The sequence below is a fragment of the Lawsonia intracellularis PHE/MN1-00 genome (assembly GCF_000055945.1).
In the GTDB taxonomy this organism is placed as follows: domain Bacteria; phylum Desulfobacterota; class Desulfovibrionia; order Desulfovibrionales; family Desulfovibrionaceae; genus Bilophila; species Bilophila intracellularis.
Genome location: NC_008011.1, coordinates 795,250 through 811,663 on the forward strand (window position 1 = coordinate 795,250; position 16,414 = coordinate 811,663).

Here is a 16,414-nt window from a genome sequence, read left to right on the forward strand (position 1 = left end):
TTATTAATTATACTATACAAAGTAATTAGTTATATTGCTATGCATTAATTTACCATATGTTATAGGATAACTTTGACAATGACTTATCCACCTATAATGATTATTGCCTTACTAAGGAGCTAGTTATGTATATTGGACTTGATATGGGTGGAACTCATACTGATGCAGTTATCATTAATAATAAAACCGTTGTTGCTGAAGCAAAAGTACCTACAAATCATAAAAATTTTTCATCCTCAATAGAACAAGCTCTAACACAACTTTTTTTTACATCAAAAATTTCTTCCTCACTAGTTACACGTATAACCTTTGGAAGTACTCTTGCTATCAATGCTATTGTTCAGAACAAACAATCACCAGTAGGACTTCTCTTAGGTTCTGGCCCAGGGATTAATCCTAATTGGTTTACTATTGGCGAGCATAGCTTTCTTACATCTGCTAAGCTTGATCATAGAGGTATAGAGATTAATCCTTTACAAAGAGGTCCACTACAAACATGTATCAATGAATGGAAAAAAAATGGTATTAATACATTTGCGTGTGTATCTAAATTTTCTATTCGTAACCCTAAACATGAAAATGACATGGAATTAGTTATACAAAAAATATTTGAACACTATACAACACCAGTTATCTCAAAAGGCCATATGCTATCAGGCAGTTTAAATTTCCCACGTCGTATTACAACAGCATACTGGAATGCTGCTGTATGGAATATCCATAATAAATTTATAACTTCGATTGAACTTGTACTTAAAAAATTTTCTATTAATGCTCCAACTTTTTTACTGAAAGCAGATGGTGGATCCATTCCTTTAGCACTATCACGTTCTATCCCTATAGAGGCTATTCACTCTGGCCCTTCTGCAAGCATCATGGGACTCATCGCATTATATCCTACTTCTGAAACATGTCTCCTTTTAGATATAGGTGGAACAACAACAGATATTTCTATCATAGTAAAAGGTAAACCAATATTATCAACATCAGGGCTAATTATCCAAAAAAAACCTACATTGATAAGAGCATTAGCATCTTACTCTATACCTCTTGGAGGAGATTCTTTAGTAAATATTCAACTAATGGATGGAATCCCCCATATAAAAGTAGGACCACTACGTGAAGGACCTGCAATGGCTTTTGATGGGGAACACCCCACATTTCTTGATTGTCTTAATATCTTAGGCTATGCACAAGTAGGGAATATTACTAAATCTTATGATGGTATTTCCTTACTTTCTAAAAAATATAATATAATTCCACAAGATATTGCACAATCTGTTGTATACTCAGCACAACAACAACTACAAGAAGGAATTAGCCATCTTCTCAATGAAATAAACAGTAAGCCTATACATACAATTGAAGCACTTCTTGAAAACCATAATGTACAACCAACACTATGCATAGTTACAGGAGGACCTGCTAGTAGTATTAAACCATTATTAAATACTATACTAAATCTACCTATAATAACACCAACTAAGTATACTTTAGTCACAAATGCTATTGGAGCAGCACTGACAAAACCAACAGCTGTATTAGAACTTTATGCAAATACAGAAAGACAAGTTTGTTTAGTACCATCCCTCAACACCCAATATCCTATTCCTAATTCTTACTCACTCAAAGAAGCTTGTCATGACGCATCTAACATTCTGAAAAAATACCTTCAAGATATTACAAATACAACAACTTCCCCAATAATAGATATTATTGAAGCACAAGAATTTTCAACACTAGATATGGTTGGTAAAAAAGGAAAAGATATCAGAGTAGTCTGCCAAGTAAGACCTGAACTTGAATTCTCTTTGAATTAACAATAACTGTTATTCATAGTAGATTGAGTTATGTTATAAACGTTTCTATTCAGAATCTGTATTAAAGTTTGGCAAATTTTTTGTGGGTCAAAATAAGGAGCATAAGTTTTAGTTATCAACTCTGTAGAAATCAATTCTATACCATTTCTTATAAGCCATTTATAAGGAATACCTCCTGGATAGTTATTTGTATTTCTATCTACAAGTATTATATCTGGATAAATATTCTGTTTTGCTTCACCGCTTCTTAAGATATATCCTAGATATTGTATTTGTTCTTTTAAAGAAAGACCAAATAACTCTGGATCATTATTAAGATTAGGAATAAAAACTTTTGGACAACAGGTATTACATATTGCTTCAGCAATCCCCACAGGCAGTAAGTTTGCAACCACAGAAGAAAAAAAACTTCCCATAGGAAAACAAATCAAGTCAGCAGAATGAATATATTCACAAATAAACGTATCTGCCTTAAGAACAGCTAATTCTACTTTGTCCAGTGATTTTGAAAACCATATTTTACGTATTGGTGAAGAAACTTGGCTATCTTTCTTTCCTGTAAAACGATGTTGACCTATATAAATTTCACCGTTTTCTAACTGTACACATAAATGTATATTAGCATCTATAAGAGGTCTAACAACACCTTTACTCCCTAACCAGTGAGAAAAAAATGTCACTGCTGCAAAAAGATCTCTGTTTTCTTGTAAATACCTTGATGTCAAAAGAATGTTACCTATACTTGCTCCAGATAAATCAAAACCTTCTGGTAATTGTGTAAGAAAAAAACGAATTTCTTCCTTTACAAATTGTAAAGTGACATTTGAAAAATGATACATCATTGGATGGTTACCATCCCTCAGTTGACACATTTCATCTAATAATGCCTTTGATGATGCTTGTTTTGGTAACCTGTATTCAAATAAAAAAATCTTTTCTTTATATTCTGGAGAAGTTCTATCTGCTAGAGATATCAATCTTGAACGTAAATCCCCCACAGCAGGCATAGAAAAAGCTTGACGTAATACTGCAGAACTCCCACCAGAATCAAATGGTGTAATAAGATATGTAGCATTCTTTGTGTACTGTGTAAGACACGATGCTACTTCTCTAAGAGCTGTCCCACCACTAAAAAATACAATCTTAGGATCAACAACTAATCCCTGCTGTATACTTAAACCATAAGTAAGTGTTTGATATTTCATTAACGGTGACAACTTAGTCATTGATATACCCTCTTCCAAACTACCTATAATATAACTTAGCTATAATATCTAATAGTTTCTCTCTACATTAACTTAATAGATCTCTAAATAACCTTTGAAAATACTATATGTAACATATACCTAACTGTAATTTACTACTCTATCTATATTGACCATGAAAATAGCTAGTTACATCTGCATGCAATTATATATCAAGTTATAAAAACTTCAATTTATCTAATTTTGTATTAAATTTAATTGTGATAGATAAGTCCTATTACAACTAGCGAGCTCTCTATTTTTAACATCTAGCTATATTATAATTGTTAATAACAAACTTATTGAAAAGTTAAATTATTCAATTTTAACAAATCTAATATTTGTTGTACTACTTACTACTAAAGTTATTCTTCATCATAAGAATAGCGTATATAAAAGTACACTAACAATACATTAATATAATATTATTGCTAGCTAACCTAATTAGTTATCTACTAAGGCCTAATTATCACTACTCCTTATCCTTGATAATAAAAACTAATACATCTCTGTGTTTTTATTCTTTCTTTATAGATTTCATATAGACAAATAAATCTTGATGTCTTGTCAGATTAGATTATGTAAGCTATTTTTTATATACTACATTAGTAAGTAACAAAAAATCTGGCTCTATCTAAATATATCTTACTTAGAGATCAAACTAGATTAAATGACTTTATTCTTTTTAATCAAAAAACTATATATGATAATAGGACAAAACAATTTGTCTGCTGGAGATATTCATGACTGATGTAACACTCCCTAAAGCGTATGAGCCTAAAGACATAGAAACATATTGGCGTGACCATTGGGAACGTAACAATACCTTTACTCCTAACCTGAATGAAAAAGGGGAGCCATTTTGTATAGTCATTCCTCCCCCAAATGTGACTGGAATTTTACATATAGGTCATGCATTAAACATTACGCTTCAAGATATTCTTTGTCGTCATGCTCGACAACAAGGTAAAAAAGTTCTCTGGATACCAGGAACTGATCATGCAGGCATAGCAACACAACATGTTGTAGAACGTATGCTTGCTAAAGAAAATGTATCTCGTGAACAACTTGGTAGGGAAGCGTTTATCCAAAAAGTTTGGCAGTGGCGTGAAAAGTATGGTACACATATCCTTGAACAACTTCGTAGAATTGGGGCATCTGTTGATTGGACACGTGAAAGATTTACCATGGATGACGGCCTCTCTCAAGCTGTTCGAAAAGTATTTGTTGAGCTTTATAAACAAGGGTATATCTATAAAGGAAAATATATTGTTAACTGGTGTACGTATTGTCATACAGCCCTCTCTGATGATGAGGTCGAACATCGTACAGAGAAAGGGAATCTTTACTATGTCCGTTATAAACTTGAAGATGGTTCTGACGATCTAATAATAGCAACAACACGTCCAGAAACCATTGTAGCCGACACAGGGATCTGTATAAACCCTAAAGACAAACGATATACTAATTTCATCGGGAAAAAAGCTGTTGTTCCTATTATAAATAGAATTGTTCCAATCATTACCGATAGCTATGTAGATCAAAATTTTGGAACTGGAGTTTTAAAAGTTACACCTTGCCATGATGTTAATGATTGGATGCTTGGTCATCGACATAACCTTGCTTTTATCCAAGCCATTAATGATAAAGGTATCATGACTGATGAGGCAGGACCTTATACTGGACTCTCTAAAGAAGCATGTCGTAAGCAAATTGTAGAAGACCTTCAAAAACACAATCACCTTATCAAGATTGAAGATATTGAGCATACAGTAGGATACTGTTATCGATCTCATACAGTAATAGAACCGTATGTTTCTGAACAGTGGTTTGTTGCTGCAACCAAAATGGCTCCTCAGGCACGTGCTGCTGTTCCAGAACAAACAAAACTTTTTCCTAAAAGCTGGTTAAAAACTTATTACAACTGGCTAGATAACATCCGAGATTGGTGTATAAGCAGACAAATATGGTGGGGGCACCGTATCCCTGCATGGACTTGTACTTCTTGTAATAAACTTTTTGTAGAAGAAACTGAACCATCATCATGTCCATGTGGCTCTCATAATCTTATCCAAGAAACAGATGTACTTGATACATGGTTTTCCTCTGCAATCTGGCCATTTAGTACTCTTGGTTGGCCAAATAAAACTCCAGAACTGGCTATGTTTTACCCAACCTCAATCCTTGTAACTGGCTTTGACATATTATTTTTCTGGGTTGCCAGAATGATGATGTTTGGCCTTCATTTTATGAAAGATGTACCATTCCGTCATGTATATATTCATGCTCTTATCCGTGATTCAGAAGGACGTAAGATGTCTAAATCATTAGGTAATAGCATAGATCCAATCCAAATGATAGAAAAATATGGAACAGATGCTTTACGATTTACCCTTACTGCATTTGCAGCTATGGGAAGGGATATTCGCCTTTCAGAAGAACGAATTGAAGGCTATAGACATTTCATGAATAAGCTCTGGAATGCTTCTCGCTTTGCATTGATGAATCTTCCCACAGATTCTGTTCAATTAGTATCAATAGAAGAGATTACAGCTCTCCATCATAAATGGTTTTTACACCGCCTTGAAGAAGTAAAAATAGATGTAAACGACTCTATAAAAAATTATCGCTTTAATGATATGGCCCAAACACTTTACAAATTCTTTTGGAATGAATTCTGTGATTGGTATCTAGAAATCATAAAAATAGATTTCAAAGAAGAAGGATTACACAAAACTCAAGCACAATATGTTCTTTGGCTTGGATTAAAAGAACTACTTATTCTCCTACATCCTATTATTCCCTTTATCACAAGTGAAATTTGGAAGGCGCTTCCTGGTCATACACAAGAACTTGCTTGTGAACCCTTTCCTTCAACTCGTTCTCACTGTCTTTCTCCTAACGAAGCTAACCAGATGATCTTTTTACAAGAGGTAATAAGTGCTATTCGGACTATCAGAGCTGAACTAAATATTTCACCATCTTATAAACTCTCTGTACTATTACGTCCTATCGACTCTATCCAATTATCTCTTCTACAAAAAAATTCTAACCTTATTATAACACTTGCTAAATTAGAAACTCTTACTATTGATTCTAACCAAAAAGCTCCTGGTCCTTCAGCAAACCATATCATCCAACATTGTGAAATCATAGTTTTTCTATCTGGTGCTATTGACTTTAATGCAGAATACAAACGACTAACTAAAGAATTAAATAAAATTGATACTGAGCTTCAAAAAATAACAGAAAGGTTAAAAAATAAAAATTTTATACAAAATGCTCCTAAAGAAATTGTTCAAAAAGAACAGGCTAGAAAAGATGAACTTTTATCTTCTCATCAAAAAATATATGTATTAATGAACCAATATCTTAATAATATTGATAAATAACTACATTAATAGTATGTATAAATAATTTTATTACTTTTATAATAAAAAAATAAAAATGAGTATAAATAATACAAAATAAATATATAAATAGTATAATAATAAAAATTTATGTATATACATTAGTATAATTAATTATAAATTTATATTATAAAAATTTTAAGTTTTACTAAATAACTAAAAAAATTTTTATGTATAAAAATATGTTATATATTATTATATTTTTTATGTATTAAATCTAAATTATAAAATATATAGTACTAACTACTTAAAACTGTATAATTACCATAAAGATAGTAATACTACTTTTATATTTTTTCTTTTTTTTTTTGAAAAATATTTAAAAAAATGCTTGAATAACAACTTGTTATAGACTAATCTTATATCTAGTTAGTTGAGAATATTATATTGAATATATCTCTTTTAAAAATGGAAAAAAATTTTAAAGAGATATAATAATAAAATTAAGTAAAATTTCTAATAGTCATAATTATAGAAATACAAAAAAATTACATTAGAGTTATTTTTTAGTAAAAATATGACTGTGGAAGATAGAATAATAAATTTCTACAAAATAATAAATTCCTACAAATATTTTTAATTCAATAACTATAATAAATATATAGTCATATATTGTTTTACTACTAATAAAATATTGAGAATGACAAAAGAAGTAATGTAGTATTTATAGCTAGGTTTGTATACAAATTTAACCTTACTACTAATTATTACTATTAATAACTTTTAAGTTTAGCTTTATACTAGGACCTTTTATACATATTCTTTGAAAGAATTTAGTTATAAAAGTAAATTATAGGAAGTCATCAATGTAATAAATTTTAAATTTTTTAATTATGTAATTTAAGTTAGTTTTGGCATTAGTTAAATTTAGATGTAGTAATTTATTAATTTTAATATTTTTTACAGGAAGAGGTTATGGCATACCTATCTATTTCAAAAAATCAATGTAAGTCTTTTTTAATAACTCTAGTAACTATATTTATAATGACATCAATACCACAACTAGCTGAGGCTGTTGAACACTTTGCTAATGGTGTCCCCACAGTAGTACAAGATGTTAATGTCCCAGCTGACTCATACTTTGGTGGTGCTGACTCAGCTGTAGGTCCAAACCCAATAGCTTCTACTCACCTTACAATTTCTACAACTCAAGGGTTTGGACAAAATGCACTAGAATTTGTTGTGGGTGGTAGCCTTGCAAATGGTAATGGAAATCCAGCCAACATAAATGGAGATATAGTCCTTATTGTTGAAAATACAAATACTCAGAATAGTATTATTGGTGGTAGTATGGCAAATGCTGCCCCTGTAACTATTGGTGGCTCTATTTTTATGACTCTTAGAAATGTTACTGCAGTAGATCCAATTTTTGGTGGCTCTGTAGATGTACGCTTTTTCGCCCAACAGCAACCTAATGAGGATCAACTTGTAGGTGGAGATATTAATATAAATCTAGAGAATGTAACAACTCCAGAGTTTTATGGTCTAGGCTACGCAAATGGTGTAATACCTGTTAACGTCCTCAATAGAAATTTTTTGGTAGCTGTTCAGGGAAATATAACTACAAATATTTCTAATTCTAACATTGCAACCGTTATGTTAGGTTCACACTATGATACAACTATGGCTGTAGGAGGTAATGGAACAATAAATGTTGATAATTCAACAATTGGTTATCTTTCAGCTAGCAATAGTAGCGACTTTGTTAACCCTGACTTAACAAACACTGTTACTTTTAATATTGGTCCCAACAACAGAATAGCAAATATTTTTGCAAGCAATAATGGTGTTATCCCACATTTTATTGTAAATATGGATGGATCTGGAACAGAAATACAAGAGTTAACACTTGGTAATGTAATTCGAGGTGGCCTTGTACTTACTTCAGAGCTAAATCTATCTCAAGGAACAATAAATAATTTAATCACTGGTAATGAATATTACGATAGATCAGGATTAAGAACTACTGTAAATGTTAGAGGAGGTACAATTGGCGTATTGACTTCAGGAGGTTCTGACTATTCAGAATTAAACTTCATTCCTGGAGAAATATCCACTATATTAGCAACAAATTCAATAGGTAACCAAGATTTTGCATCTCTTTCTCAAGTTACAATACACCAAGGTGCTGAAACTCTTTGGGGAATGAGAGATGAAGTATTTGAACTTCAAACTAACAATCTACAGTTAGGTGGTGAACTATTTATTCCTGCTGATGGAACTGGAGGAGTAGCCCTAATCACAAATCATATTATTGCAAATTCAGGTGTGATAACTCCGGTAAATATGTCTCCAGAAAGGATGACCCCTATCATTGGATTTTTAGAACCTACTGGTGAGGTAGCACAGTTAACAATATATGGACCACTTACAGTTAACCTTAGCCATTCTCCAGAAATTCTTGGGAAAATTATTACACAACCTATCCCTATTGCAGTTACTAATAGTGATGTTTTTGGTACTTCTAAACTATTTGTGGAACATAACACAAAAGGACTAATTTGGAGTGATATCATTTTTAATCCTCAAGATAAAACATGGTATCTAACTAACTTTAGAGGTTCTGAAGACTTCTACGGACTTTCAGCAGCACGGGAAGCATCTAATTGGTTAAGACAACAACATATCTGGAGCCTACAACGTCGCTCTAATAAATTATTAGATCATGGTGTAGATGGGTTATGGATGAATGTTCAAGGTGGTTATGAAAAGCTTGATGCAGCAATTGGTGATGCTAAGATGCCTTGGATTATGGCAAGCTTAGGATATGATTTTATGCATAAGTTAAGTGATTTTTATAACTTAAAAGCACTTTATGGATTCGGATTTGGATTTGCTACAGGTAAAAATAAATGGAATACCATAAACTCAACTACTAATGATATCTACATGGGGCTGGTTGGTGCCTATGTTGGCCTTATGCATGAAGCCACAGGCCTTTATGGTACAGTATCCGGACAGTTTGCAACTAACCGTACAAAAACAAAATGTACAGGCTTTGATGAAACCTATAACTGGAAAGAAAATGTACCAACAGAAGCTATTGAAATTGGTTGGAAATGGAGCATTGATGAGTTTAAAATAAACCCACGTGGACAAGTTATTTTTGAACAATTATCTAAACATCACTTTAGTCTCTCACAAGAAGGTGATACTGCTATCTTAGATAAAGAATTCTTAACTACAACCGTTATAGGTATCTCTGGAGAATATGATTTAGATTTAAGAAGTAAAATAATAAAGCTTCAAGCTAGTGTTGACTGGATTAAAGGCATCTCTGGTGACTTTGCAGCTAAATCCGAAGTTCTTAATATGAAGTTTAAAGATAAAAATGATACTAGTACATTTAGAGGAACACTGGGTGCTAGTGCACAACTTCTAGAAAACTTTGAAGTTCACCTTGATATTTTTGGTGATCTTGGCAATGATAAAGGTATTGGTGGACAGGTAGGAGCTACTTATAGATTCTAACTGTAAAAATTAGATATGATAAAGAGGCTTATGGAATTATTCACAAGCCTCTTTTATATCTATTCAAAAAACTATAAATTTAATTTTCTGATTCCATCACCAGTAATCATAAAATTTTACAAAAAATAATTCATGTTTCAATAACTAATTTAAAATACTACAATCTTAAATAACTTTATCACATTATTATCTCTACGTTTTTTCTCTTACTCCTTGAAAAAACTTGCAAACTAAGCTAATAGACACTATTATATCTAAAGATTAGAAATAGTAGTTACCTACCTAACATATATCTAATCTATAACTATAGGTTAGGGAGAGCTGATATGGATAATGAACTATTCCAAAATACATTTAAAAATATTGTATTACGATTAGATAATGGTACAGAGATGTCTTTTTTAGGTAGACAGTTTGCAGGTGGTGCTTGGTATGATGAAGAAACAAATATACTTACACGACAACATCTTTATGTTACAGATACAAATGAACATATTTATTCTATTGTATCAATTGATGGAGGTAAAAAAAGCACTAGGGCTTACCGTGTAAAACTTTGTGGAAATCAATGTATACTTAATAATGGTCGTACAGAAATGATACTTGAATTTGAAATGCTTATGGTTGCAGTAAGAGCTTTAACAGGAATTGATAAAGAAGATACACCATCTCTTAACATAATTGAAGAAACACTTCGTGCTGCAAATGCATAATCGTACTTATTAACTCCTATAGATATTTATCCTTCCATAAGAATATTACATAAATGAATACTATACCATAAAAGTTCTATTATCTATAATAATATTATTACCCCTTGAATCCCCATAAGTTGTTTATATTTTATTTTTTATCATTAAAAGGAGCTAGGTTGTGAATACACATTATACTCTTATTCGTGAAGTTAAAATTCCTGAAGTTTCAGGTATTGCTAAATATTGGCGACATAATGGTACCAATGCTGAAATCCTTTCTATCTCTAACAATGATGAGAATAAATGTTTTGGTGTTACATTTAGAACACCTCCTCATGATTCAACAGGAGTAGCTCATATTCTTGAACATTCTGTATTATGTGGTTCAAAAAAATATCCTATAAAAGAACCATTTGTAGAACTACTTAAAGGTTCATTACAAACTTTTCTTAACGCATTCACATTCCCTGATAAAACTTGTTATCCTATTGCAAGTGCAAATTTGCAAGACTTTTATAACCTCATAGATGTATATTTAGATGCTGTTTTTTTCCCCCTGATTACTAAATCAATTTTTCAACAAGAAGGATGGCATATAGAGATAGAAGATACAAAAAAACCTCTTACATACAAAGGTGTTGTATTTAACGAGATGAAAGGTGTATATTCTTCACCTGATGCTATACTTATGGAAAAATCACAACAATCTCTTTTCCCCAATATGCTCTATAGCCTTGACTCAGGGGGAGATCCCAAAATTATACCTCAACTTACATATGAAAAATTTATAGAGTTTCATAGCTCTCACTATCATCCATCAAATGCACGGTTCTTTTTCTGGGGAGACGACCCTGAAGAAGAGCGGCTTATGCGATTACTACCTATTCTGTCACAATTCACAGAAAAAAAAATAGACAGCACTATCCCTCTACAATCCTACTTACAAAAAGAAAACGTATTAAAAGTCCCTTATGCTACTGGCGAACAATCTGAGAAAGGACATATTACTTTTAATTGGCTTTTATGTCCTACAACAGAAGCTGATGAAATTTTACTACTTGAGATACTTGAACATATCCTCCTAGGATTACCAGGTTCTCCATTACGTAAAGTGCTTATTGAATCTGGTCTTGGAGAAGATGTTACAGGTGTTGGATTTGAAAAAGATCTTCAACAAACCTATTTTTCTGTTGGATTACGCTCCATTAACCCAGAATCATCTCATAAAATAGAAAAATTGATTCTCCAAACACTAGAAGATCTCTCTAACAATATTCCTACGCCTATTATTGATGCTGCTATTAATAGCATAGAATTTAGCTTAAGAGAAAATAATTCTGGGAAATTCCCACGTGGTTTAACTGCTATGTTGCGAAGTCTTAGGACATGGCTCTATGACGCTGATCCCTTAATTCCATTACGGTGGGAAAAACCATTATCAGATATTAAACAACGTCATGCAAATGGAGAAAAAATTTTTGAGAAAGCTATCCGAAAATGGTTTATAGAAAATAAACATAAATCAATAGTTACTCTAATCCCAGATTCAAAACTTGCAGAGCAACGTGAAAATGATGAACAAAAACAGTTAAAACAAATTAAGGATAGTCTATCTGAACTTGAAGTAAACCAACTCATAAAAGATACTATTACTCTCCAAGAAAACCAACAATGTCCGGATACACCTGAAGCACTTGCAACTATCCCATCCCTTACATTAAAAGATTTACCACCTAAAAATGCTGTCATTCCCTGCATAGTTGAGAATGACAAACAAATTACTATTTTAAAACATCCAATTGATACCTCAGGGATTGTTTATGTTGAATGTCTCTTCTCTTTAGATGCTGTTCCTGATGACTTACTCTATCTTGTTCCTCTTTTTGGTCGCTGTTTAACGGAGTTAGGTACACACAAACATTCTTTTGTAGAACTTGGAGTACTATTAGCCTCAAAAACAGGTGGAATTGATATCTCTCCACTTATTACTACAACTAGGGGAACTCAACTACCTGTAGCTAAACTATGTATAAGTGGAAAAGCTACAGAAGATCATATTACAGATCTTTTTTCTATACTTGAAGAAATACTTTTAGAAACACAATTTGATCTCAAAGATCGCTTTCTACAAATGGCATTAGAAGAACGCGCAAGAATCGAACAGGCCCTCATCCCTGCTGGACATAATGTTGTTATAACAAGACTACGCTCACCCTATAGTATTGCTGGACAAATAAGTGAAAACATTGGTGGTGTCTCGTATTTAGAAGCATTACGTAATCTTACAGAACGCATTCATTCTGATTGGCATTCAATACATACAGATCTCACCAAGTTACAACAAATTATTATTAATAAGCAGCATACCATCTTTAACATTACTGCTAGTGAAACTCTTTTATTAAAAACATTACCACTTATTAATCAAATTGAATATAAGCTTCCATATGTAGAAAACAATCCTATACTACGCACTACCAAGAAACCTCTTATAGGAGAAATTCTTCAAGTACCATCACAAGTCAATTATGTTGGAAAAGGTTGTAATATCTATGAGTTAGGGTATAAATGGAATGGTTCTGCACATGTTATTACACGCCATTTACGAATGGCTTGGCTTTGGGATCAAGTCCGTGTCCAAGGCGGAGCCTATGGTGTCTTCTGTACATTGGATCGAATGAATGGTTCTCTCACACAAGTATCATATAGAGATCCTAATGTAGAAAGAACAATTAAAGCATTTGATCAGTCCGCCAATTATCTTAAAAATCTTCAGTTAACAGATAGAGAATTAACACGAGCTATTGTTGGTGCAATTGGAGACTTAGATAGTTATATGCTTCCTGATGCTAAGGGTATGGCTTCACTTACAAGGTATCTTACTGATGATCAAGATGAGATACGTCAACATATGCGTGAAGAAATTCTAAGTACAACAAAAAAACAATTTACAGAGTTTGCTGAAGTAATGGCAGAAGTAGCAAAAACTGGCTCTGTATGTATCCTTGGTGGCTCTGCAGCCACTGATATTGCACAACAAAATAATTGGGTTATTCATCAATTATTATAAAAAATAGGTATAACTTTGGTTAAAAAGTTAAAAATTTTATGTAAAAGGAAGAGGTATAGTAAAAAAAGTATTAATTTACACTGTAATTCCATATAAAAGGAGGACAAGATGTCTAAGCGTGTGATTATCATTGGTGCTATTGCTGCTGGGCCCAAAGCTGCTAGTCGCTTGAGACGTCTTGAACCTACAACAGAAATACTTATGGTAGATAAAAATGAATATATTTCATTTGGTGCTTGTGGAATTCCATACTATATCTCTGGAGAAATAAATTCTATAGATTCACTACGTTCTACTGCCTATGGTGTATTAAGAACACCTGAATACTTCCAACAAAAAGGGATTACGACATACAATAGGACACAAGCAATATCCATTGATCGAAAACAACAAATTGTACTTTTAAAGCATCTTCTTACAAATAAAGAATACACAGTTTCGTATGATAAGTTAGTTCTTACAACAGGAAGCAAACCTAAGCTTCCAACCATTAAAGGACAACATCTAAAACATATTGTAACTATTAGTAATACTAGCCTTGACTCTGCTCAACATATCCAAACATTATGTGCATCAAAAAAAATTAAACATGCTGTTATCATTGGTGGTGGTTTTATTGGATTAGAAATGGCAGTTTCCCTTGCAGGAAAATGGAAAATAAAGACCTCTATTATTGAGGTTAAGCCACAAGTTATGCCAGGCTATGTCTCACCTGACTTTGCTGATATGCTTTGTCATGATCTTACAAAAAATAATGTAGAAATTTTTACCTCTGAGCAAGTATTACAATTCAAAGGTAAAAATGATTCCGTTAATTATCTTATTACAGATAAAAGAAAAATTGAAACTGATCTTGTTATCTTTGCAACAGGTTTTTTACCTGAAACAACACTAGCCCAAGAAGCAGGACTTGCCCTTGATCCTAAGACAGGAGCTATACTTGTTAACCCATACATGCAAACCTCAGATCCAAATATTTATGCAGGAGGCGACTGTGTAGCTGTACCTAATCCTATTACTGGAGAACATAGTTGGTTCACTCTTGGCTCTTTAGCTAATCGACAAGGCCGTATTATTGGAACTAACCTTGCTGGAGGTAGTGATACATTTCCAGGTGCAGTAGGGAACTGGTGTATCAAACTTTTTACTTTATCTGCTTGTGGTGCTGGACTCACACTTGAAAAAGCAAAATCCCTAGGATTTGATGCCATCTCAGCTAGTATTGAGCAAGCAGATAGATCACAATCATACCCTGAACATAGTATAATCTCTTTAGAGCTTATCGTAGATTGTTCAAACCGTAGAGTTCTTGGCATTCAAGGTATATGTAGTGCTTCAGATGTTGTTAAAGCACGCATTGATGCTATAACTATGCTATTACAATATGGTCATCCTACAATAGATGATATTTCTAATGCTGAAATGTCCTATGCTCCACCATTTTCTTCAGCTATGGATCCTATTAATGTTGTTGCAAATGTAGCAGATAATATACTTTCTGGTCAGCTAGAATCTGTTACCTCAAAAACATTCACAACCATGTGGAATGATAGAAAAAATAATACTATCTTCTTTGTAGACACAAGACCTACAACTGCCTCAAAAGAACTTAAAGAAAAATATCCTAATGAATGGCATACTATTCCTTTTGAAGAAATTTCATCATATCTTTCAGAACTTCCTAAAACTCAGCCAATTGCATTAATTTGTAATACTGGCCTAAGAGCATATGAAACAATGTCATACTTGCGAGGGAAAGGCATAACAAACACAATAGATGTTCTTGGTGGGATGTATGCAATTAAAAAGCGAGGAGAAGAATTATAGTCTCACCTCTTACCTACTCATCATACTAATAATTTCAATCTTATGTAAATATGGCCATTAATTCTGGAGCTGCTCTTCTATCTTTCCCATTACAACTTATAAAACGCTGTACGCTAAAACAATCTATCTTTGCCATAGAATACAGTTCTCTTGTCACTGGTGTATCATGATTACTTAATACAACAGGGATGCCTTGCTCCGAAGCTTTATAAGCAAGATTAGCCAAATCTTTTTGATCATCATAACTGAAAACTGTTCCAGAGTATGTAGTAAAATTTGATGTATTTGAAAGTGGTAAATATGGAGGATCGCAATAAACAACATCTCCAGGATAAAGATTTTTAAAAGCATCCCTAAAATCACATACAGCAAAAGTAATAGATGTTTCTTTCATCTTCTTTAAAAAAGCTTCCATTTCTTTTTTAGGAAAATAAGGGTTATTATATCTCCCAAATGGTACATTAAATAATCCCATGGAGTTATAACGAACTAACCCATTGAAAGAATGTCTATTAAGGTATAAAAATAAAACTGCTCTTTCAAATGGATGTATAGAATGATTAAAAATAGTTCTTAATGTATAATAAGTGTTAGCATTATTATACCGAGTAGTAAAAAAAGTTTGACATATTTTTATAAAAAATTCGCCTTCTTGTTGTAATACTTGAAATAGCCCTATTAAGTCAGGACTGCTATCATATATACAAAATTCTTTAAATGAAGCATTTAAAAATACAGCACCTGAACCAACAAAAGGTTCTATAAGACGCTCTCCTTGAGGAAGATGATATAATATACGATCAAGTAATCTAAATTTCCCTCCTGGCCATTTGAGAAAAGGCTTCACTAACTGCATACAAATTTTCTTATAAAAAAT

8 protein-coding genes are annotated in these 16,414 nt (G+C 32.5%); 6 read left to right on the top strand and 2 right to left on the bottom strand.

Annotated elements, in window-relative coordinates; genetic code table 11:
* Window positions 1-125: 125 nt before the first annotated feature.
* Window positions 126-1,820 carry a hydantoinase/oxoprolinase family protein gene (locus tag LI_RS03540; protein ID WP_011526729.1) on the top strand — a complete coding sequence of 565 codons (1,695 nt, stop codon included), beginning with the start codon at window positions 126-128 and terminating at the stop codon, window positions 1,818-1,820.
* Here the strand turns inward: LI_RS03540 and LI_RS03545 are convergent.
* Window positions 1,817-3,046: a GAK system CofD-like protein gene (locus LI_RS03545; protein WP_011526730.1), complete on the bottom strand. Its 1,230-nt coding sequence runs from the start codon at window positions 3,044-3,046 to the stop codon at window positions 1,817-1,819. The genes LI_RS03540 and LI_RS03545 overlap by 4 nt on opposite strands.
* 761 nt (window positions 3,047-3,807) lie before the next feature.
* Here LI_RS03545 and LI_RS03550 point away from each other — a divergent pair.
* The 5 genes from LI_RS03550 (at window position 3,808) to LI_RS03570 (ending at window position 15,537) form a co-directional block, all read left to right on the top strand.
* Window positions 3,808-6,456 (top strand): valine--tRNA ligase, encoded by a 2,649-nt coding sequence (locus LI_RS03550; protein ID WP_011526731.1) that lies wholly within the window; start codon window positions 3,808-3,810, stop codon window positions 6,454-6,456.
* A 933-nt stretch (window positions 6,457-7,389) separates the two neighbouring features.
* Complete coding sequence (locus LI_RS03555) at window positions 7,390-9,945, top strand: autotransporter outer membrane beta-barrel domain-containing protein (protein ID WP_011526732.1); 2,556 nt, start codon at window positions 7,390-7,392, stop codon at window positions 9,943-9,945.
* A 326-nt stretch (window positions 9,946-10,271) separates the two neighbouring features.
* Window positions 10,272-10,658 (top strand): hypothetical protein, encoded by a 387-nt coding sequence (locus tag LI_RS03560; RefSeq protein ID WP_015353759.1) that lies wholly within the window; start codon window positions 10,272-10,274, stop codon window positions 10,656-10,658.
* Window positions 10,659-10,818: 160 nt separating this feature from the next.
* Window positions 10,819-13,710 (top strand): insulinase family protein, encoded by a 2,892-nt coding sequence (locus tag LI_RS03565; protein WP_011526733.1) that lies wholly within the window; start codon window positions 10,819-10,821, stop codon window positions 13,708-13,710.
* Between the two features lie 108 nt (window positions 13,711-13,818).
* The gene (locus LI_RS03570; RefSeq protein WP_011526734.1) at window positions 13,819-15,537 is read left to right on the top strand and encodes an FAD-dependent oxidoreductase; all 1,719 of its coding nucleotides are present in this window, start codon (window positions 13,819-13,821) and stop codon (window positions 15,535-15,537) included.
* Window positions 15,538-15,577: 40 nt separating this feature from the next.
* On the opposite strand, the gene LI_RS03575 is transcribed toward LI_RS03570, so the two are convergent.
* On the bottom strand, window positions 15,578-16,393 hold the full coding sequence (locus tag LI_RS03575) for a DNA adenine methylase (RefSeq protein ID WP_011526735.1): 816 nt from the start codon (window positions 16,391-16,393) through the stop codon (window positions 15,578-15,580).
* Window positions 16,394-16,414 lie beyond the last annotated feature (21 nt).

Excerpts from the sequence above, each read along its gene's own strand:
- LI_RS03550 (WP_011526731.1), top strand. The coding sequence starts at position 3,808 with ATGACTGATGTAACACTCCCTAAAGCGTATGAGCCTAAAGACATAGAA.
- LI_RS03540 (WP_011526729.1), top strand. The coding sequence starts at position 126 with ATGTATATTGGACTTGATATGGGTGGAACTCATACTGATGCAGTTATC.
- LI_RS03545 (WP_011526730.1), bottom strand. The coding sequence starts at position 3,046 with ATGACTAAGTTGTCACCGTTAATGAAATATCAAACACTTACTTATGGT.
- LI_RS03575 (WP_011526735.1), bottom strand. The coding sequence starts at position 16,393 with ATGCAGTTAGTGAAGCCTTTTCTCAAATGGCCAGGAGGGAAATTTAGA.
- LI_RS03570 (WP_011526734.1), top strand. The coding sequence starts at position 13,819 with ATGTCTAAGCGTGTGATTATCATTGGTGCTATTGCTGCTGGGCCCAAA.
- LI_RS03555 (WP_011526732.1), top strand. The coding sequence starts at position 7,390 with ATGGCATACCTATCTATTTCAAAAAATCAATGTAAGTCTTTTTTAATA.
- LI_RS03560 (WP_015353759.1), top strand. The coding sequence starts at position 10,272 with ATGGATAATGAACTATTCCAAAATACATTTAAAAATATTGTATTACGA.